Origin of the sequence: Bacillus cereus group sp. N24 (assembly GCF_016483345.1) — a bacterium.
Classification (GTDB): domain Bacteria; phylum Bacillota; class Bacilli; order Bacillales; family Bacillaceae_G; genus Bacillus_A; species Bacillus_A toyonensis.
In genome coordinates this window covers 1-21,903 of sequence record NZ_JAEHCA010000013.1, presented here as the reverse complement: position 1 = coordinate 21,903, position 21,903 = coordinate 1, and the positions used below count along the sequence as shown (strand labels likewise).

The window sequence follows — 21,903 nt, the reverse complement described above, 5'->3', positions numbered from 1 at the left end:
CTAAATGATGCTTTTTCTACACTTAATTGTGTACAATATGTGACCTAAGGAGGATTCAACATGGAAATGAACGTCGAAACGAATTCCTCTCCTACGGCGCCAAAGCCAAGTAAACAAACAGGCTGGCGCATTTGGTGGAGTTTACTACGCCCCCATACATTAACAGCAGCTTTCGTTCCTGTTTTCATCGGAACAGCATATGCGATGCAGGTCGGAGGTATAAATCAAATACATCTCCCTCTTTTCCTTATGATGCTTCTTGCTTGTCTTCTCATTCAAGCAGCAACAAACATGTTTAATGAATACTTTGATTATAAAAGAGGACTCGATCATGAAGGTTCAGTTGGAATCGGCGGCGCTATCGTTCGCGATGGCATTCAGCCAAAAACAGTACTGAACTTAGCATTTGGATTTTTTGGCATCGCAATGCTATTAGGCGTTTATATTTGTATGAATTCTAGCTGGTGGCTTGCTGCAATCGGTCTCGTTTGTATGGCCGTTGCTTACCTTTATACAGGTGGACCAATTCCAATTGCGTATACACCATTTGGAGAGTTAACAGCAGGATTATTTATGGGTGTTATCATTATTGGTATTTCATTCTTTATCCAAACTGGAACAGTAACATCAGAAGTAATTTTACTATCTATTCCAAGCTCCATATTAATTGGTGCAATTTTACTATCTAATAATATTCGTGACTTAGATGGCGATAAAGAAAATGGTCGTAAAACGTTAGCAATTCTCGTTGGACGCGAAAGAGCCGTTGGTGTTCTAGCTTCTATGTTCATTGTTGCTTACATTTGGACAATTGCTTTAATTATCGTAAATATCGTATCTCCATGGATGTTTATCGTATTTTTAAGTGCACCGAAAGCATTTAAAGCGACAAAAGGTTTCATCGGCAAAAGCATTCCAATGGAAATGGTACCTGCGATGATCTCAACAGCAAAAACAAACACAATTTTCGGTTTTCTAATGGGAATTGGATTATTACTTGGATATTTCCTATAAAAAGAGCTGCTTATGCAGCTCTTTTTTATATACCGATTTCAGAGCTGAAATTCATCTCATAATTCCTACTCTCAACGCTCATACTATGTAAAGAAACTGAATTGTAGGAAGGTGGATGACAATGTTAACTCCACAACAAGTAAATCAATTTAAATCCGTTTTAGAAAAACAAAAACAAGAACTAGAGCAAACAATACAAACTCATGAAAATGAAAATCGTGCCTCTGAACGCGATTCCGTCGGAGAATTGTCTAGCTATGATAACCATCCAGGTGATATGGCTACAGAGCTATATGAACGTGAAAAAGATTTCGGGCTTATTGAGCTTTGGCATAAACAGCTAGAGGATACGAAACATGCCTTGCAAAAAATAGAAGCAGGTACGTACGGTATTTGTGAAGTGTCTGGCGTGGAAATTCCATTTGAAAGATTAGAAGCAATGCCGACTGCTACAACATGCATACAGCACGCGACAAATAAATTAAATATGGAGACCCGTCCAGTTGAAGAAGAAGTATTGGCTCCTTCTTTCCATAAGCACGATGAAGATCATTCTGTTGAGTACGATGCAGAAGATGCGTGGCAAGATGTCGCAAATTATGGAACGTCTGAAACACCGTCTGATTTAGAAAGACAAGATTCAAAAAATTATAATGGTATGTATGTAAATAGTGAAGAGAATGTTGGATATGTAGAGGATTTCGAAAACTTTATCGGTACAGATATCTATGGAAAAAACCCACAAGTTTTCGCCACAGAAGAACATGAAGAGTATGAACAAATGCTTGATGACTTTGAAGAGCGTACCTTCAAAGGCGAATTATCTTCAAATGAATCTAGTTCCAAAGAGTAAAGTGAAACTTTAATTAGTGTGGGGACCATCCCCCACTAATTATTAGCCCACACCCTTCGGACGTTTACGGGATAAAAAAAAGCATTCCGAAATTCGGAATGCTTTTTATCGCTAGCTAATTAGTTTTTTGTAACGTTAGCTGCTTGTGGTCCGCGGTTTCCTTCAACGATTTCGAAAGAAACTTCTTGACCTTCTTCTAAAGTTTTGAAGCCTTCGCCTTGGATAGCTGAGAAATGTACGAATACGTCTTCTCCGCCTTCAACTTCGATGAAGCCAAAACCTTTTTCGCCGTTAAACCATTTAACTTTACCTGTTTGCATGTCATGTACCTCCTAAATAAAAATGAAACTATGAATCCACATGAAAAGGTGGATATAAAGGACATGAATGTATAACAAGCTTACAGCCTTTAATACAACGTGCTTTATTTCCGTACCACATTATGTAGCTCAATAGTGCTTTCACTATATCACGCTATATGAAAAACGTCAAATGAGAACACTTTCATTCCATCATTTTTTTATAATTTTAATATAATGTTGAATTTCCATCTCCTTATTTTATTTGAAAATTAACAAAACTAGAGTATTCTAATACTATTAAATTCTGTACAATATAAATATATATTACATATGAGGTGAAAAAAATGAAGGCACATGAAATCGAATATAAGTTATACGGTGACGATATGCAGTTCGTTGAAATTGAATTAGATCCAGAAGAGAGTGTTATCGCAGAAGCTGGGGCAATGATGATGATGGAAGACTACATCGAAATGGAGACAATTTTCGGTGATGGTTCTGGACCATCTAACGGTCTATTCGGAAAATTAATGGGGGCTGGTAAGCGTCTTGTTACAGGTGAAAGCATGTTTATGACTGTATTTACAAATACAGGTCACGGCAAACGCCACGTCTCATTTGCTGCTCCTTATCCTGGTAAAATTGTTCCTGTTGATTTAACAGAATATCAAGGGAAAATAGTTTGCCAAAAAGATGCGTTTCTTTGTGCTGCAAAAGGTGTTTCTATCGGAATTGAGTTTACTAAAAAAATAGGAACTGGTTTCTTTGGTGGTGAAGGTTTCATCATGCAGAAACTTGAAGGTGATGGTCTAGCTTTCATGCATGCAGGCGGAACTGTATATAAGCGCGAATTAAAACCCGGTGAGAAACTTCGCATTGATACAGGTTGTCTCGTTGCCATGACAAAAGACGTTAACTATGATATTGAATTTGTAGGAAAAGTAAAAACAGCTCTATTTGGCGGTGAAGGTTTATTCTTCGCAACGCTAGAAGGTCCTGGAACGGTTTGGATTCAGTCCTTAACACTTAGCCGCTTAGCAGCACGCCTTACGAGTCCAGCAGCTCAAAGCACCGGTGAAGGCAGTGTTTTAGGTGGACTTGGTCGTTTATTAGATGGAAAAGAGTAAAAGTGCCCTTATGGGGCGCTTTTTATTTAGGTGGACTACGCTTCCCCTCCCCCTCATATAACTAAATGTTCCATCCTCATTTTCAAAACCCTCAAAAAGAATGAATCAAGTCCCTCACTGCATATATTTAACCATACCTTTTCTTAAGGAGGGCTTCCTTAATGCGTACTCCTTTATCCTTTGATAAAGACACTGCCATATTGTTAGCTTCTTGTTGTGAGTTAACGTATGAACAATATAAACAAAATGGGATTTTTGAAATACCAGATGGTTTTCAATATGTACAAGGTTTTCAAGGAAAAACCATTCAAATGACAGAATGGTTTGGATTCATATTAGAATCTGAGGATACAATTATTGTAGCTTTTCGGGGCACACAAACAGATACAGACTGGATTATCGATTCACTCGTCAACCAAAAGCCATACCCATATGCTTTAAACAGTGGAAATGTCCATAACGGCTTTCTTTCTATTTATGAATCTTGCCGAGATTCTATTATGGATATGCTCGTATCATTGCCAGCCCATAAAAAACTACTAGCTACCGGACATAGTTTAGGTGGTGCGCTTGCTACATTACACATATTAGATGCACGTATCAATACTGCCTTCGCACAGTATGGCCTTTATACATTCGCTTCTCCAAAAGTAGGAGATATCGCTTTTCGAAATTATTATAAACTACAAGTAGCTAGTAGCTTTCGTTTTGTAAATTTATTCGATGTCGTTCCACTTCTCCCTCCGCGAAACATAAATTTTAATGATCGTGATTGGGAATATGCCCACGTTCATCACAATATGACATTTACAAAAAATACAAAATCTATTACGAATAATCATTCCATGACAACATACAAAACATGTCTGACTTCTCATTTTTAACCAGTAAACAATTGGAAATTATACATTCGTATACTATAATAATATATGAATTTACTTTTGGATGAGGGGACCTTACATGTTAAAGTTTATCTTTGCACTTTTTCTCATTGTAATTTTTTCGGTTACAGGTTTCTTTACATTTTCATACTTTGCGACAGGAGAATATGGTGGAACAGGCATAATCTATACCGCTATCCCATTTCTTTCTTAAGCAAAATAAGTAAACCGAGCTTAATCTCATTAAGCTCGGTTTACTTTGCGAAGCAATCGTATTCCTGTTTTAAAAGCGAATACACTTTAGAATCACTGTACGTATTATTCATTTTTACATTTTGCCTCAATGTACCTTCATATACCATTTTTAATTTTTGCATCACACGTTCAGAAGCTACATTTTTCACACTACATCTCCCTTCAATACGATTCAAATTTAATTCTTGAAAACCAACTTTTATAACTTGTTCTAACGCTTCAACAATACATCCTTTTCCCCAATATGTTGGACTAATTACAGCTCCAATCGATGCACTATTATGTGGCATAAGCCATATTCCACACGTTCCAATTACCTTTTGGTTATCATTCAGCATAATAGACCATATAAGAGCCTTACCATCTCGTATCGTTGTAAACATATTTTCTAATAAACGATGAGTTTCCTCTTTCGTTTTATGTACTTCCCTCGGTACATATGTAGCTGTTTCCGAATTAGAATATACTTCAAATAAATCAGCTGCATGTGCACCATGTATCTTCGTTAAAATTAATCTATTTGTTTTTAAATCCCCTTGTTCATACATACCCTTCATATGCCATTCACCACACTTCTGTATAATGAGTAAAAGTCCCTTCAAAAGGGACTTTTACTTAATACTGTTTAACCGCATTACCAATACCCCAAATTTCATTACTGTACTGCAAAATCGTTCGATCGCTCGCAAAATGACCTGATTGTGCAATATTTAAAATCGACATTTCTAGCCATTTCGTTCGATTTTCATAAGTACGCCCTACAGCTTCTTGCCTTTCCGCATATGGACCAAAATCTCGCAAAACGAAATATTCATCATTTTGAATAACGAGAGAATCGTAAATTGCTTCAAATTCAGCTCCCGACTGTGCAAAGAAACCATTCGTTAACTGATCTACTACTTTTTTAATATGCATATTATGGTGATAATAATCACTTGCACGATATCCACCATTTTGATAGTAATGAAGAACCTCTTCCGCTGTTAAACCGAAAATGAAACAGTTATCATCACCGACCCTGTCATTTATTTCAATATTAGCTCCGTCTAACGTGCCGAGTGTAATCGCACCATTCATCATAAATTTCATATTTCCTGTTCCTGATGCTTCTTTACTCGCAGTTGAAATTTGTTCACTTACATCAGCCGCTGGGAATATATCTTCCGCTACAGAAACTCGATAGTTTTCTAGAAAGATAACTTTCATATATTGGCTTACGTACGGATCGTTATTTACTTTCCTTGCGAGTTCATTAATTAATTTAATAATTTTTTTCGCATAATAATAGCCAGGTGATGCTTTCGCTCCAAAAATAAAAGTACGCGGATAAAATGTAAAACTAGTATCCTCTTTCAAACGGTTATACAAATATAAAATATGAAGAACGTTTAATAATTGTCGCTTGTAAGCATGCAGTCTTTTTACTTGCACGTCAAAAATAGAATTTGGATCAATTGTAATCCCCATTTTATTATGAATACGCTCTGCTAAAATCCCTTTACGCTCTTGTTTTACCTCTGCAAATTTCTCTTGGAAACTCGCATCATATTGAACTGTTTGCAACGCCTGCAGCTTAATCGGTTCTTTCTTCCACTCTGTTCCAATCGCCTCTGAAATAAGGTTCGTCAGCTGCGGATTTGCCTTCATTAACCAACGTCTATGAGCGATTCCATTCGTCTTATTATTAAACTTATCTGGATAAAACTCATAAAACAATCGCATTTCACGTTGCTTCAAAATTTCCGTATGAATTTTTGCTACACCGTTTACGCTATGGCTACCGACAATTGCTAAATGAGCCATTTTCACAAGATCATGTGCAATAATCGCCATATCTTCAATGCGATGCCATTCGTACGGATAACGTTCCCAAAGTTCATGACAGAAACGTTCATTAATCTCTTCAATAATCATATAAATTCTCGGTAATAACGGTTTAAAAATGTGAATTGGCCACTTCTCAAGCGCTTCTGATAACGTCGTATGATTCGTATAAGAAATCGTTTGCGTCGTTATGTGCCAAGCCTCTTCCCATGCTAGTTTTTCTTCATCTAATAAAATACGCATCAGTTCTGGAATCGCTAAAACCGGATGTGTATCATTAATATGAATCGCAATTTTTTCATGTAATTGACGAAGGTCACCATATCTTTCTCTATGCGTACGAACGATATTTTGTAAACTTGCTGATACGAGGAAATACTGTTGTTTTAAGCGAAGTATTTTCCCCTCATCATGCGTATCATCTGGATATAAAAACTCCGATACCGCCTCTGTTTCACGCTTATATTTCAAAATATCTTTGCAGTTTTGCGGGAAAGGAACTGGTTCAGCATTCCAAAGCCTAAGCGTATTTACAGTACTCGTCTCATAGCCTACTACTGGAACATCATATGGTACCGCCATAATGACTTCTGCATTCGTATGCCTGAACTCTAAACGTCCATCCATTTCTAACGGCTCCACACTGCCAAAATAGCTTACTTCTACAGCTTGATCATGCCTTCTTACTTCCCATACATTTTCATGAAGAAGCCATTGTTCTGGAAATTCAACTTGATAACCATCAACAATTTTCTGATCAAACAAACCATGTTTATAACGAATTCCACAGCCGTGTCCTGGTAAGTTTAAAGATGCGAGTGAATCAAGAAAACAGGCTGCTAGACGTCCAAGGCCACCATTACCAAGGCCTGCATCTGCTTCCACTTCTTCTAACTCTTGCAATGAAATCCCTAGTTCAGATAACCCCTGCTCGCATACATCTCTAATACCTAAATTCAAGATGTTACTTCCAAGCAAACGTCCAAGCAAAAACTCAATAGACAAGTAATACATTTGCTTTTGCTCTCCAGACCGATAGCTTTCGTTCGTTGCAATCCATTGACTATTCATATACTCACGTACCATGTACCCAAGCGTATTATATTGATCACGAGTTGTAGAGTCTTTGAAACTTTTCCCATACATCGTCTCTAACTTTTCTAGAAAGGCTGATTTGAAACTTTCAACATGAGTAAACATTTTTTCACCACCTACATGTTATTCCATGAGACTTTTATACAATTTCTTATAAGCAAGAGCTGATTTCTCCCAACTATAATCTTCAGTCATCGCTTGTGTTACAAGCTGTTCCCATATCGGCTTATCGTGATAAAATTCAATTGCACGGCGAACCGTATACAACATGTCATGTGCATTGAAGTTCATGAAACTGAAACCATTTCCTTCTCCTGTTTCTTCATCATAAGATTGTACAGTATCGTTTAATCCACCTGTTTCTCTTACAATCGGAATCGTACCGTACGCTAATGCGATAAGTTGTCCAAGTCCACACGGTTCAAACAGTGACGGCATTAAAAATAGATCGCTTCCCGCATACACTTGATGCGCAAGTTCCTCATTAAATCCGATATATACCTTCACCTTCTCTGGATACTCATATGCCATCCATTCAAAGAACTGCTCGTATTCTGAATCACCGGATCCTAAAATAATACATTGTACATCTTCTTCCATTATTTCACGGAATACAGTACGTACTAAATCAAGACCTTTTTGTTTCGTTAATCTCGTGACCATTGCAATAATTGGTGTATCCTCTTTTTCTGGCAAACCAAAATAACGCTGCAATGCACGTTTATTTTCATTTTTTTCATATAATGACTCTGCATCATACTGAGCTGTAATATACGAGTCCGTTTCTGGGTTATATACGCTCGTGTCAATTCCATTTACAATGCCACTCAGCTTATCATTATATTTTCGTAGCAATCCATCTAATTTCTCACCGAAAAACTCATATTGTATTTCTTCTTTATATGTCGGGCTAACCGCTGTAATTTGATCAGAAGCGATAATACCGCCTTTCATAAAGTTCACATTTCCATAAAACTCTAGCTGCTCACTATGAAAATATTCATCACCAAGCTCTAACAGGTCGTACATCACTTCAGGAGAAAATACACCTTGGAACTGCAAGTTATGAATTGTATATACCGTTTTAATACGCTCATATAATGGGTTGTCTTGATACTTTTCGCGAAGTAAGAAATTAACCATAGCGGTATGCCAATCATGGCTATGAAGAACATCCACTTCAAAATCAAGATGCGGAATACACTCTAAAACTGCCTTCGAAAAATAAGAAAAACGCTCTCCGTCATCATAATGACCGTACAAAGAATCCCTCTTAAAATAATATTCATTGTCTATTAAATAATACGTAATCCCGTCTTGCTCACCTTTTAAAATTCCGCAGTATTGATTTCTCCAGCCAAGAGGAACGTTAATTACTTTATGAAGCGTACATCCATCTCTTAATTTTTGCGGAATAAGACTATAATTCGGAAGTATAATACGTACATCCACACCTAATTTTTTAAGCTCTTTTGGGAGCGCACCTGCTACATCAGCTAATCCTCCCGATTTAACAAACGGTACACATTCTGATACTGCAAATAAAATATTCACTTGTTGTCCCACTGCTCGAAAAGCATATATTACTCTTCTTGCAGCTTCCTCCCTTCGAGTTTTCATTTAAATTAAAACTTTAATCAGTGGAGGAAAGACCCCCACTGATTCTTCAAGAATAACTATTAATCGTACTGTTTTGAATGCTTCCTTTTTCTACAACGTACGGCTCATCGGTGTTTCCTTTTAAAACGACACCGTCACCAATTTTCACGTCTTTATCAATAATAACACCGTCTATTATACAGTTATCTCCAATTTGGCTCTTTTGCATAATAATACTATTACGAACAATTGAACCTTTTCCAATTTTAACAGAACGGGAAACAACACTGTTTTCTACTTCCCCTTCAATAATACTGCCATTTGCAATCATTGTATTTTTCACGACTGCACCCTTTAGGTAACGAGTTGGTGGCTCATCTTTTACTTTCGTAAAAATCGGTGCTTCTTTCTTAAATAATTGCTTCCAAATAGCAGGTTGCAAAATTTCTAAGCTATGTTTATAGTAACTTTCAATCGAGTCAATAATAGCTACATATCCTGTATGCTCATACGTAGCAATATGCAGTGATTTTCCGCGCTTTTCTCTCACTACATCAAATAAACTGTATTGCTCCACATCTTTATATGTCTCAAATAAATCTAACAATAATTGTTTCTTTAACACGTATGTTTGAAGCGAAACCCCTTCATGGCAAACTTCAGTAATATCAGCTGCCGTATGTATATGTCGCTCTAACACCGCCTGGAAATTTAATGCTGTTACGAGATGGCTATTCGTAATAGCAACGTATTCTTCTCTGCTTCTTAGAAAATAATCAATATGTCTTCTAAAATGTGCAAAAGATCCAAACTCATCTTGGTCACATTGGCAATTTGGTGGGAATAAAAACAATCCGTCACGTTTTCTATCTAAATCCCACTGTTTCCCTGAACCAACATGGTCCATTAACGAACGGTTTTTATGGCTTGTAAAAACCGCCACACTATGAATATTAGAATTCACCATATTGGAAAGCATGAAATCAATGAGTCGATAACGGCCCCCAAACGGTAGCGCCGCTAGTGAACGATGCCCTGTTACTTTCTGTAAGGAAGTAAAACTTCCCGTTGCATTAATAATTCCTAACATTTTTTCTCCCATTCATTTCATCCCCCTTTTCTATTTCCCTTCAGCAATTAATACTACATCGTCAACATTTTTTTCTGGACGAATGATTGTTCCATCTTCAATAACCATTTCCGATCCAACAATTGCTCTTTCAATCACAACATTTTTCCCAATCTTCGCTCCTGGCATAACGACGGAATCAATAACAATACTACCTTCTTCCACCGTCACCCCTTGGAATAAGACAGAATGCTTCACGTCCCCTTCAATGACGCACCCTTCGTTAATCAGTGATTCTTCCACTTTTGCCTTTTCCGCAATATATTGAGGCGGTTCGTTTGGATTGACAGAATAAATACGCCAGTTACGATCGTTTAAATTCAATGATGTTTCATCGCGAAGTAAATCCATATTCGCTTCCCATAAGCTTTTCACTGTTCCAACATCTTTCCAATATCCTTCAAACGGATACGCCATTAGCTTCTTCCCTTCATCTAATAAAAGCGGAAGTACATCTTTTCCGAAATCATTACTAGATTCAGGATTTCTTGCATCCATTTCTAAATACTCTTTCAAAATTGCCCAGTTAAAAATATAGATTCCCATTGATGCAAGATTACTTCTTGGAAATTGCGGTTTCTCTTCAAACTCAACAATTTCCATCTCTTCATTCGTATTCATAATGCCAAAGCGACTCGCTTCATCCCAAGGCACTTCAATAACAGAAATCGAAACGTCCGCTTCTTTCTCAACATGGTAATCTAGCATTTTACTGTAATCCATTTTATAAATATGATCGCCTGATAAAATAAGGACATACTCTGGTTCGTACTGACTTAAATAGTTTAAGTTTTGATAAATGGCACTTGCCGTACCTGTGTACCACTTCACACCTGAAGACTCCGCATAAGGAGGTAATACTGTGACTCCACCGTTTACTCGGTCTAAATCCCAAGCATTGCCGATCCCGATATAATTATGAAGTTCGAGCGGTTGATACTGCGTCAAAATCCCAACCGTTTCAATACCAGAATTCGCACAATTACTTAACGTAAAATCAATAATGCGATATTTACCACCAAATGGAACAGCTGGCTTGGCTAAATTTTTTGTTAATGCACTTAAACGACTACCTTTTCCCCCTGCTAGTAACATTGCTACGCACTTTTGTTTTTGAGCCATCTTGTTTTTTGCTCCCCTTTCTAGTCTTCACTGGTCGTAATATGGATACGCCAAATGGTGGAATTGTAATTTCTACATGTGCCTCTTGATTATGGTACGGTTCTAGAGTCGCCTTAAGACGTTTTTTATTAACTTGCCCCGAGCCGCCATATTGCTCCGCATCACTGTTTAAAATCTCGTTATAATACTCGAAATCTGGCACACCTACTTTATAGTTTTCATATGTAGCTTTCGTAAAATTACATACGACAACTAACGCATCTTCTTGTTTATCTCCTTGGCGAATAAACGAGAAAATACTTTGCTCATTATTATTAGCATCAATCCACTGAAATCCTTCAGGTGAATGATCAAGCTGCCAAAGTGGTTTTGAGCGCTTATACAATGCTATGAGCTCTTTAAAGTAATCATGCATATAACGATGCATTTCAAAATCATGTAAATTCCAATCTAAATCTTCAAGGTCTTTCCACTCATCAAACTGCCCAAATTCTCCTCCCATGAAAAGTAATTTCTTTCCTGGGTGAGTAAATAAATATCCATATAATAAACGAAGCTGAGCAAACTTATCCCAGTAATCTCCTGGCATTTTATTTAATAACGACTTTTTCCCGTGAACGACTTCATCATGAGAAAGCGGTAATATGAAGTTTTCAGAGTAAGCATATAGTAAAGAGAATGTTATTTTCTCATGAATATACTTCCTGTATTCAGGTGCACACTCCATATATTTCAGCACGTCATTCATCCAGCCCATATTCCATTTGTAATTGAATCCAAGTCCACCTTCATAAGTTGGAGCTGTTACAAGTGGCCAAGCTGTTGAATCTTCTGCTGTCATAAGAAAGTCTTCATCCTCTGCAAATACCGCTTCATTTAACTCTCGTAAAAATGAAACAGCGTGCTCATTACTTTGCTCCCGTCCTTCTTTATTCCAGTACAACATATTCGCAACTGCATCCACCCTGAAACCGTCAATATGGAAATATCTCATCCAAAATAACGCATTTGAAATTAAGAAATTACGTACTTCCCTTTTTCCTAAATCAAAATTGACAGTTCCCCATACTTGGTTTTCTTGTACATCCTTATCTTTATATTCATAAGTCGGTGTCCCATCAAACAAATATAGACCGTGAGCATCTTTACAAAAATGCCCCGGCACCCAATCTAAAATGACACCGATTCCATATTTATGACATTCATCGACAAAATACATCAAATCATGTGGTGTGCCGAATCTACTCGTTGCTGCATAATATCCCGTCCCTTGATATCCCCAAGAACGATCATATGGATGCTCAACAAGCGGCATGATTTCAATATGTGTAAATTGATGTTCCACCACATACGGAATGAGTTCTTCTACCATTTCCCTATAAGAATACAGCGTTCCATCTTCTTTCTTCTTCCAGGAACCGAAATGTAATTCATAAACTGTCATCGCTTCTTTATAAACCGGCTTTTTCTTTTTCTTACGACTCCAGTTTTTATCATTCCATTCGTATCCCTTCATATCAAAAACTACAGATGCCGTATTCGGTCTTACTTCTGCATATACAGCGTACGGATCTGCCTTAAAAATGACGTCACCAGCCATCGTTTCAATCGCATATTTATATATTTCCCTTTCTTCAATATGCGGTATAAACAAGGACCAAATTCCCTCTTCTGTCTCTTGTAGCATCTTATGTTGCTCATAATCCCATTCATTAAAATCGCCAACAACACTCATTGCTTTCGCATGAGGAGCCCATACTGTAAATCGTACCCCTCGCATCTCATCTTCCGTCACAATATGTGCGCCAAAGATGCTATAACTCTCATAGTACTTTTCTGTATGAAACTCATCTCGTTTCACTTCTTCACAATTTATTACACTCAATATGCTCACCTCACTAAGATGACAGAATTTTTTATACTTTAACTATTTCTGCAAAAAACTGTGATATCCTTGTTAATTTATAAAAAACATTCGTTTTTTTCTTAAAAACGTTTGTTTTTCTTCACATTTCCGTGTAAAATATCGAATTTTGACGAATATTCATTGCAAACGCTTCATTTCCCCCTATCTTTTTTACTATCATTTTTTTCTCAACCTTTATTTTATTAGGTTTAGCCTATTCTTCATGCTATTTTCTACTTAAAACCGTAGCAAAACAATCTGTCATAAAAAAATGTTTCTCAACATTTTTTGTCATAATTTTATTGAAATGCAAAATTCATCAGCATATACTTGTTCTCAATAAAGAACATTGTACTTTCGTAAATATAATTCATACTAGAATACTGTGTTTACTTTGCGAACGTTTCATAAAAAATCATATTAGGAGGCTTTCTTATGTCATTGAAACAAAAAGTAGGAATGGGAGTTGTCACAGCAACGCTTGGCTTATCACTTACATGCGGCGGTGTATTCGCCTACTTCAGTGATTCTGAAACATCTAGTAACTCATTTCAAGCTGGAACACTAGATCTTTCTATTAATCCAAGTGTAATCGTTGATGTGAAAGATTTAAAGCCAGGTGACTTTATTGAAAAAAATTTCACACTTGAAAATAAAGGATCATTGGATATTGCAAAAGTAGCACTTGAAACATCATATGAAGTTACAGATGTAAAGCTAAATAATGACGGTGAAGATTTGGGCGACCACATTATCGTAAAGTTTCTAGTGAATGATGGAAAGCCATCGAATCCAAACGATGATCATGAAATTTTGTGGGAAACAAAACTATCAAAATTAAAAACTATGAAACCTGAGGATGTAGCTACATCTTTAGAACGTCATAACTTAATAGATGGTATTACATCTGGTGAAACAGATTATTTACACGTGCTCTTCTCCTTTGAAGACAACGACCAAGATCAAAATAAATTCCAAGGTGATTCCTTACAGCTAAACTGGACATTCCATGCCGAGCAAACAAAAGGCGTGGAGAAATAATTTTTAAAATACAAATTACCGGAGGCCTATAAATGAAAAATAAAAATCGTTTCGTTACCGGAATTGTAACGGCTGGCGTTCTATTTTCAACTGCCCTTCCGTTCAATGTACTTGCTGAAAATCCTACTAATCAAATTGACTCTGCAAACGCTCAGTCTTTATTATCAAAGCTTTCTAAAGAACAGCGCCTGGCATTACAAACTGTAGATGCCAATCCCGGCTTTACAATTTCGCCAGATATTAATACGAGTAGTTCTGAGCCTGTAAATATCATTGTAGAATTTCAAACTGCCCCAATAAAAATTAATGAATTAAAACAAAAAGCAAAAGGCTTACAAGCTACTCCTGAAAGTATACAAGCGCGCATCAATCAAGAGCACAAAGAATTCCAGGAAGGATTAAAACGCCTTCACCAATTCAGTCCATCAGTAAAATCGGGAAATTTCCAGTCTGTACAAATTAAACGTTCTTATAAGCATGCGATAAATGGTGTTGCGCTGACATTACCGGCAAATACAGTTGAAGAATTGTTACGGATCGGTGTTGTAAAACGTATTTGGAAAGATTACGAAGTGAAATTAAATTTACCGAAACAAGCTGAGCAAAAAGCACCTCAAAAACTATCAGATAGCATCCCACAAATCGGGGTAGATAAGTTACATAGTGAGGGCATTACCGGAAAAGGTATTAAAGTTGGTGTATTAGATACAGGCATCGATTACAATCACCCTGACTTAAAAGACGTGTATAAAGGCTATCGTTCAAAATCTGGCGAGGATTCTAGTAAGATAGATCCAAACTCTGTAAAAGGTTGGGACTTTATTAATAACGATGCAGATCCGATGGAAACAACTTATTCAGAGTGGCAACAATCTGGTGCTCCTGAATTTGATAACCGTGGTTCTGCCTTCTACACATCACACGGCACTCACGTAGCAGGTATTGTTTCTGCTCAAAAGAAAAACAAATCAGATTCAGCAGTAAAAGGTGTTGCACCTGACATTGAACTATATAACTATCGTGTACTCGGTCCATATGGAAGTGGAGATAGTTCAGGTATTATCGCTGCAATTGACAAATCCATTTCTGACGGTATGGACGTTATTAACTTATCATTAGGTGACGATAGCAACAATCCGCTGGATCCAACATCTATCGCTGTCAATAATGCAATGCTTTCCGGCGTGGTTACAGTCGTTGCTGCTGGGAACTCTGGACCAAATCCATCAACACTCGGATCACCAGGTGCTTCTCCATTTGCTATTACGGTTGGAGCAAGCGATAGTTCTATTTCCTTACCGAAACTATCAAGTCATGCTGGACAATTACAATTCCCTAACTTGATTTTATTTGGCAAAAATTTCACTGATAGAATAGAAGATTTCAAAGGACAATCTTTACCTATTGAATCTGTAGGAATCGGTACAGCCGACGAGTTTAGTAAAAAGGATGTAAAAGGAAAAATCGCTCTCGTTGCACGTGGTACAACCTCATTTGATGAAAAAATTGCTAACGCAAAACAAGCCGGTGCAAAAGCCGTTATTATTTATAACAATGTGGATGGAGAGATTCCTTTCTACGTTGGTGAAAGCACAAAATACATTCCAGCATTCCGCCTAACGAAAGAAGATGGCGAAAAACTAAAAGCTCAAATCGAACAGGGTAGCACATCCTTAACTTTCGATGAAATTAATTACATTCAAACAGAAGGCGATCATCTTGCAGACTTTAGCTCACGCGGTCCTGTTACAACAAATGATGACATTAAACCTGATATTACAGCGCCTGGTGTTGCTGTCCTTTCAACAGTACCTGAATATATTAACGATCCGCAAGAGGGCGAAAACTATGACGTTTCCTATGAGCGTATGCAAGGAACATCCATGGCTTCTCCTCATATCGCTGGCGTTGCTGCTCTTATTTTACAAGAACACCCAGAATACTCTCCATTTGATGTAAAAGCGTCTCTCATGAACACTGCTGATGATTTAAAAGAAAAATATTCCGTGTATGAAGTTGGAGCTGGGCGAATAGATGCTTACAACGCCGTTCATACGGAAACAAGCTTTAAAGTGTTAGATACGACACAAACTGTTGTAAATGATGAAGTGATTGAAGTACCTGAAGAAACTGGATCCATTGCATTCGGTAAGTTTTATCAAAAAGACGGCGAAGCTCTTGAACAAAAACGAAATATAAAAGTAGCTAATCATAATAAACAAGAGAAAAAAGAATTTAAAACAGAAATTTCTTATACACCAGCCTCTTCCACTATTAACGATGCTACCGCAAATGGGGTAAAAGTTTCTGTTCCAGAAACAATTACTCTTGATGCTGGAAAATCAGATGAAATTGAAGCAAAAATTAATGTGCCAGCTGGTGTGAAACAAGGCCGATATGAAGGTTATATTCATATTACAAATACGAAAAATAAAGAAGAAACATATCAAATTCCATTTTCTATTCGCGTATCAGAACCTGGTATTGAAAATGCGCTATTATCAAGAAAAGCAATTTCAACTGATACATCTAAATTTAATCCATACGGCGAATCATATGTTCACGGGGCATTCCAATTAAACAGCCCACTTGAAACGTTAGATCTTATCGTGAAAGATTCAAAAACAAATAAAGCGCTCGGCTTCATTGGAACATTAAACACGAGTGGTCTAAAAACTGATGTGTATTACTACCTAGACTCATTCTTTAACGGAAAAGTGTATCCTTTTACAAATGATCCAGCGAAACCAATTGGTGATGAGAAAATCAATTTACCAGAAGGAGACTACACAATTGAGTTTGTCGGCTATGATAAAGCTGGGAAAGCACGTGTAAAAGGCGATTATGTCGTAATCGATAATACACCACCTGAAGTGAAATTAACTGGATTAAAACCTGGCATTTATGAGTTAAATGAAGAAAATTATACAGTAGAAGACGGTAAAAAAGCGTTATGGATTAAAGGAAATGTGTATGATTCGAACGTTGATTACTTAAAAGGAAAAGGTTTAAACATTACGCAAGAAGCGAACGGAGTTATGTATTATGACTATTCTCCATACTTGCATAAGTTTTTACCTATTAATGCAGATGGTGACTTTAAAGTTGGCATTACCCCTGAATCCTTTAAAGTAGAAGGACCAATGAACACAGGCGTATATATTTTCGATTATGCAACTGCAGGTCCTGATTATCCAAGCGGTGTAAATAACTATTGGTTTATCCCACAAGGTGCTCAATATGCGAAAACGAGTTATGATAAAAAAGAAGTATACAAAAATGATGAACTTACTGTAACACTAAACGCAAAACACGTAAAACAATTTGTTGCAGGGGAATTTAACGTAAAATTCCTAGAGAAAAATTTCAAATTTGCAAATGCGAAATTGAATCCTGCTTTTGAAAAGCTACTTTCTGAAAAAGGCGTAATCGCAAAAGTGAATGAGCCGAAATTAGAAGCCGGTTCTGTTACAGTAGGCGGATCTATCGATGATAAAAACTTCGCCGGATTAGATGGTGATTTCCCGTTCATTGATGTAACTTTCAAAGTAGAAAATGATGAATTTTATGAAGCAAATGCCCAATTAGAATCACCAATTTTTGTTTACTGGAAACAAGGTGAAACAGAACCGAATAGAATGCGTGTACTTCAAGATCAAACATTCTCAGTTATGTCCTTAAACTCACTAGTAGAAGGAAATATTAAACCTGGTGCATTCTTAAATGAACGTGGATATTTAGATGAAAAGCTCGATTATACAAAGCTTGGTGTAAAAGTATATGCAACTGATTCTTACCGTCATAAGTTTGAAGGCTCACTAGATAAATACGGATACTTCAAACTGAATGGACTTCCTGTTAATAATCGTGACTATAATTTATACGTAGAAGTACCAGGGCATTTAACAAGCCGTCTAACAACAAAATTAGGTACTGAAAAAGATGGTAAGCTACTTGGCCAATATTATTATGCACGACCTGACGAAAACCTTGCCGGTGATGTAAATGGTGATAAAGTCATTGATATTAAAGATGCTGAAATTATCGCTAGCAACTATGGTAAAAAAGGAGTATCTGTAAAAGGCAGCGACCTTAATAGCGACGGAATTGTCGATGAAAAAGACATTCGCTTCGTTGAAAAGAACTTCTTGAAAAAAGGACCAGATGCATCTAAATCACAAACAGCTGTAGAAAAATCAAAAAGCGGTACACTCGCAGATATTTTAAAGAAATTGGGCTTAACGCCTAAAAAATAATAAAGTGAAACTTTAATCAGTGGGGGTTTTGTTCACCCCCACTGATTATTAGCCCGCACCAATCGGGGTCTTACTGCCCGGCAAATAGCGGGATAATAAAGAGCACTCTACTTTACGTAGAGTGCTCTTTTTCTATAAACGACCCTTATCCAGCAAAAGGGGTATATTGGGGATATACAAGGGAAACCGGAAAAGGAATTTATATTAAATTATATAAGTTCAGAGGTAAGAAGCAGTTTCCCACCTCTGAATTATTTAGCAATTATTATAGTACTGGTGCCATTGTTTCTTTTAATACTTTTACAGAATGAGCGAATTTCACTTTTTCTTCTTCATTTAGCTCAAGTTCTACAATTTCACGTACACCTTCGCGGTTAATTACAGCTGGAACACCTACGTAAGCATCTTTCTCACCGTATTGACCTTCAAGGTATGCAGATACAGTTAATACGCTGTTCTCGTTGTTTAAGATCGCTTTAGTTACACGAAGTAGTGACATACCGATTCCGTAGTAAGTTGCACCTTTACGCTCGATGATATGATAAGCTGCATCACGTACGTTTTCGAAAATTTTATCTAAGTCTTCTTGATTGTACTGTTCGTTGTTAGCTAAGATTGTTTCTAGTTTTTGTACACCGATAGTAGCGTGGCTCCATACTGGAAGTTCAGTATCACCGTGCTCACCAACGATGTAAGCATGAACGTTACGTGGATCTACATCCAAGTAGTCACCTAACATGTAACGGAAACGAGCAGAGTCTAAAGTTGTACCAGAACCGATTACGCGCTCTTTTGGTAGACCAGATTCTTTCCAAGTTACGTAAGTTAAAATGTCAACTGGGTTAGTTGCGATTAAGAAGATTCCATCGAATCCGCTATCCATAATACCGCGAACGATTTGTTTAAAGATCTTTGTATTTTTCTCAACTAAGTCTAAACGAGTTTCACCTGGTTTTTGTGGTAATCCCGCAGTGATAACTACTAAATCTGCATCTTTACAATCTGCATAGCTACCGCTCCAAACTTTTGTTGGTGATGGAGAGAATGGTACCGCATGGCTTAAGTCCATTGCTTCCCCTTCTGCTTTTGCTTCATTAACATCTACAAGTACGAATTCTTCAGCAACACCTTGGTTGATCATTGAGTAAGCGTAACTACAACCTACAGCTCCTGTTCCTACTAATACTACACGATTGATACCTTTTTTCATGTTAATTTCCCCTCTCTATTGTTCACATATATTTTTTTATGATTGTTTAAGTAATTAATTAAAATACTAATTTAATGTTGTTTAACTTCTTTACATTCATATTGTAGCACGTATCATTGTGAATTACTTCACAAATTATGACCTATTTGTGAACTTTTTCACATAGAGTGTAAAGTTATTGGAATAGGTGTGGAATCCATTTCAATGGAGGCGTTTTCTTTAGATTGTGAAAGGGTTTTTCTTATGGTTTTTGTCGATAAGTGAAATTATATCGGCGATTATTTACATATATCAACGATTTTTAGAATACATCTACCGTAACTCAAAATATATCAACGATTCGACAAGGAATATCGATTTACCGACAAAACCCGCCAATAATAACAGCATAAAAAGGCTGTCTCCAGTAGATTACTTATTGGGAGACAGCTTCTTCTATATATTATTTATTTTCCGCAGTAGCCCCTAAAACAGCAGCTTTTACGTAATTTTGACCGTTTAATTTTTGTAAATCCACAGCCGTTCCCGTCACAACAACACCGATAACTTTTACATCTTGCTCACTTGGTTTTATTTTCTTTCCTTTTAGGTAGTCATATATACGTTCATATTCCTCATAATACTTTCCCTTTTGTTCTAATCCATTTTGAATTGCTAAAAGAAAGTCTTTTTCCGTTCCATTCCCAAATTCAATATCACCTGGTTTTGCTTTAAAACCGTATACCTCATAAGCACTTTGAGTGACGTCATCTACATGATATGATCTTTTATCATAATATGTATCTACCCAATACCAAACAGGATGGACTCCTTCTGGAAGCATCTCTTTTATTTCAGATACTTTATACGATTTATCAAAAGATATAGCCAATTCAGCTACTTTCTTTTCGTCTTTTATTTTCTCTATATCATTTATATAACTATTATATGAAGCAAATGGGAGATAAAACTGCATCTCTCTTTCCATCGTTTGATTATTATACAATTCACTTGTCTTATTAATACGTTCATTCCCCACTACAACATTATCAGCTATTGTTAATGGATTTACATTCGATAATCGGCGAAATGTATTCCAAACTTTATACTCATACACTTCATCTTCCCACTTAACGGGTTTCCCTTCAATAACCTTATATGTTTTATACTCTACTGTGCTTTTAAATAAACCGTTAGAAGTAATTGCTACGCCTCTTTCCGTGTTAGGTCTTGTAATTTGTCTTATCATATTTAGGTCACGATCCATAACTAAGTAAGCTCTATTATTCAATTGTGAAATTACTATTATAAAACCGAAGAATAGAACAATAAAAAGTGAAATTGAAATTACTGTAATTTTTAAGAGTTGTCTTCGCTTCGCCTTCTTCAACATTTTTGACACTTTACTCGATTCTATATCAAAATCAAATTCATCTCTGCCCATCTTCAAACCTCCTATACAGCTTTTTAAATTCATTGCGAGCTCTGTATAAGGAAACACATACTGTCTCTTCTTTCATCTCTAATACGGTTGCTATTTCCTTATAAGAGAGTTCATAATCATACTTTAATAAAAGAATGTGTTTATACACCGGATTCATCTTTCCAAGTATACTTTGTATTTCTACTTGAAGCTCTTTTCTTAACAGCGGTTCGTCTAGTCCCTTCATTCCAATAAGTTGAACAGATTCAATCGGGATTTGTTCAATACGCTTGTGCCTTCTTGCAAGATCACGATGCCTATTAATCGCAACTTGAAATAGCCATGTTTTTATATACGTAATTTTCATATTCGGTATAGATAATAATGCCTTATGTATCGTATCTTGAACAATATCCTCAGCTTCTACTGGTGTTACTCCAATTTTAAGCAAGTACCTATAAATACTTTTAGATGATTCTATAATAACTTTTTCATACTCCATCGCTCTCTCCTTTCTATTAGTTAGACGATTCAAATAGAAAAAAGTATACAAGAAATCCATAAAAAAAAGCAGACTATCCAAAGTCCACTTTTATACAACAAAAAAGAGATAGCAGTTTATGCTATCTCTTTTAGTATGACCCGTACGGGATTCGAACCCGTGTTACCGCCGTGAAAGGGCGGTGTCTTAACCACTTGACCAACGGGCCAATTCTGGCAGAGAAGAAGGGATTCGAACCCTCGCACCGCGTTCGCGATCTACTCCCTTAGCAGGGGAGCCCCTTGAGCCACTTGGGTACTTCTCTATAATATGGCTCCGCAGGTAGGACTCGAACCTACGACCGATCGGTTAACAGCCGATAGCTCTACCACTGAGCTACTGCGGA

17 protein-coding genes and 3 tRNA genes are annotated in these 21,903 nt (G+C 36.8%); 7 read left to right on the top strand and 13 right to left on the bottom strand.

Translation table 11 applies throughout. From position 1 onward, the window contains the following. Positions 1-60: 60 nt before the first annotated feature. Positions 61-1,014, top strand: a complete 954-nt coding sequence (locus JDS95_RS18390; protein WP_000425758.1) for a 1,4-dihydroxy-2-naphthoate polyprenyltransferase — start codon at positions 61-63, stop codon at positions 1,012-1,014. A gap of 121 nt (positions 1,015-1,135) precedes the next feature. After that, complete coding sequence (locus tag JDS95_RS18385) at positions 1,136-1,867, top strand: yteA family sporulation protein (RefSeq protein WP_000957399.1); 732 nt, start codon at positions 1,136-1,138, stop codon at positions 1,865-1,867. A 119-nt stretch (positions 1,868-1,986) separates the two neighbouring features. Here JDS95_RS18385 and cspD read toward each other — a convergent pair whose 3' ends face one another. Beyond that, positions 1,987-2,187: a cold-shock protein CspD gene (gene cspD / locus JDS95_RS18380; RefSeq protein WP_001193053.1), complete on the bottom strand. Its 201-nt coding sequence runs from the start codon at positions 2,185-2,187 to the stop codon at positions 1,987-1,989. Between the two features lie 326 nt (positions 2,188-2,513). Here cspD and JDS95_RS18375 point away from each other — a divergent pair, with 326 nt between their 5' ends. From JDS95_RS18375 to JDS95_RS31560, 3 genes are all read left to right on the top strand, one after another. Next, positions 2,514-3,296, top strand: a complete 783-nt coding sequence (locus JDS95_RS18375) for a TIGR00266 family protein (protein ID WP_000643604.1) — start codon at positions 2,514-2,516, stop codon at positions 3,294-3,296. Positions 3,297-3,457: 161 nt separating this feature from the next. Further along, on the top strand, positions 3,458-4,180 hold the full coding sequence (locus tag JDS95_RS18370; RefSeq protein WP_001260116.1) for a lipase family protein: 723 nt from the start codon (positions 3,458-3,460) through the stop codon (positions 4,178-4,180). Positions 4,181-4,256: 76 nt separating this feature from the next. Beyond that, positions 4,257-4,391, top strand: a complete 135-nt coding sequence (locus JDS95_RS31560; protein WP_000911069.1) for a hypothetical protein — start codon at positions 4,257-4,259, stop codon at positions 4,389-4,391. 40 nt (positions 4,392-4,431) lie between these two features. On the opposite strand, the gene JDS95_RS18365 is transcribed toward JDS95_RS31560, so the two are convergent. The 6 genes from JDS95_RS18365 to glgB form a co-directional block, all read right to left on the bottom strand. Beyond that, the gene (locus tag JDS95_RS18365) at positions 4,432-4,989 is read right to left on the bottom strand and encodes a GNAT family N-acetyltransferase (protein ID WP_085450513.1); all 558 of its coding nucleotides are present in this window, start codon (positions 4,987-4,989) and stop codon (positions 4,432-4,434) included. Between the two features lie 58 nt (positions 4,990-5,047). Next, complete coding sequence (gene glgP / locus JDS95_RS18360) at positions 5,048-7,456, bottom strand: glycogen phosphorylase (protein ID WP_085450512.1); 2,409 nt, start codon at positions 7,454-7,456, stop codon at positions 5,048-5,050. 18 nt (positions 7,457-7,474) lie between these two features. Next, the gene (glgA, locus tag JDS95_RS18355; protein ID WP_085450597.1) at positions 7,475-8,905 is read right to left on the bottom strand and encodes a glycogen synthase GlgA; all 1,431 of its coding nucleotides are present in this window, start codon (positions 8,903-8,905) and stop codon (positions 7,475-7,477) included. A gap of 112 nt (positions 8,906-9,017) precedes the next feature. After that, positions 9,018-10,052: a glucose-1-phosphate adenylyltransferase subunit GlgD gene (gene glgD / locus JDS95_RS18350; RefSeq protein ID WP_144467216.1), complete on the bottom strand. Its 1,035-nt coding sequence runs from the start codon at positions 10,050-10,052 to the stop codon at positions 9,018-9,020. 18 nt (positions 10,053-10,070) lie between these two features. Beyond that, positions 10,071-11,201: a glucose-1-phosphate adenylyltransferase gene (gene glgC / locus JDS95_RS18345; RefSeq protein WP_000057607.1), complete on the bottom strand. Its 1,131-nt coding sequence runs from the start codon at positions 11,199-11,201 to the stop codon at positions 10,071-10,073. Beyond that, positions 11,149-13,086, bottom strand: coding sequence for a 1,4-alpha-glucan branching protein GlgB (gene glgB / locus JDS95_RS18340; protein WP_085450511.1), 1,938 nt, complete (start codon positions 13,084-13,086; stop codon positions 11,149-11,151). Before glgB ends, glgC begins: the two co-directional genes overlap by 53 nt. 456 nt (positions 13,087-13,542) lie before the next feature. Between glgB and JDS95_RS18335 the strand changes: the two genes are divergently transcribed. Next, on the top strand, positions 13,543-14,148 hold the full coding sequence (locus tag JDS95_RS18335; RefSeq protein ID WP_000053940.1) for a CalY family protein: 606 nt from the start codon (positions 13,543-13,545) through the stop codon (positions 14,146-14,148). A 32-nt stretch (positions 14,149-14,180) separates the two neighbouring features. Continuing rightward, a complete protein-coding gene (locus tag JDS95_RS18330) occupies positions 14,181-18,404 on the top strand; it encodes a S8 family serine peptidase (protein ID WP_199690709.1) in 4,224 nt (1,407 codons plus the stop codon). Between the two features lie 265 nt (positions 18,405-18,669). Here the strand turns inward: JDS95_RS18330 and JDS95_RS18325 are convergent, their stop codons facing one another. The 6 genes from JDS95_RS18325 to JDS95_RS18300 all read right to left on the bottom strand — a co-directional run bounded on the left by JDS95_RS18325 (position 18,670) and on the right by JDS95_RS18300 (position 21,903). Beyond that, complete coding sequence (locus JDS95_RS18325) at positions 18,670-19,614, bottom strand: L-lactate dehydrogenase (protein ID WP_000715347.1); 945 nt, start codon at positions 19,612-19,614, stop codon at positions 18,670-18,672. A 442-nt stretch (positions 19,615-20,056) separates the two neighbouring features. Beyond that, positions 20,057-21,037, bottom strand: coding sequence for an anti sigma factor C-terminal domain-containing protein (locus JDS95_RS18320; RefSeq protein ID WP_085450508.1), 981 nt, complete (start codon positions 21,035-21,037; stop codon positions 20,057-20,059). After that, entirely contained in the window at positions 21,024-21,518 is a 495-nt protein-coding gene (locus tag JDS95_RS18315; RefSeq protein ID WP_000455502.1) for an RNA polymerase sigma factor, read from the bottom strand. The genes JDS95_RS18320 and JDS95_RS18315 overlap by 14 nt, the downstream gene beginning before the upstream one ends. 136 nt (positions 21,519-21,654) lie before the next feature. After that, a tRNA-Glu gene (locus tag JDS95_RS18310) sits at positions 21,655-21,726 on the bottom strand. A 5-nt stretch (positions 21,727-21,731) separates the two neighbouring features. Further along, positions 21,732-21,822: transfer RNA gene (locus tag JDS95_RS18305), tRNA-Ser, on the bottom strand. A 6-nt stretch (positions 21,823-21,828) separates the two neighbouring features. Beyond that, positions 21,829-21,903: transfer RNA gene (locus tag JDS95_RS18300), tRNA-Asn, on the bottom strand.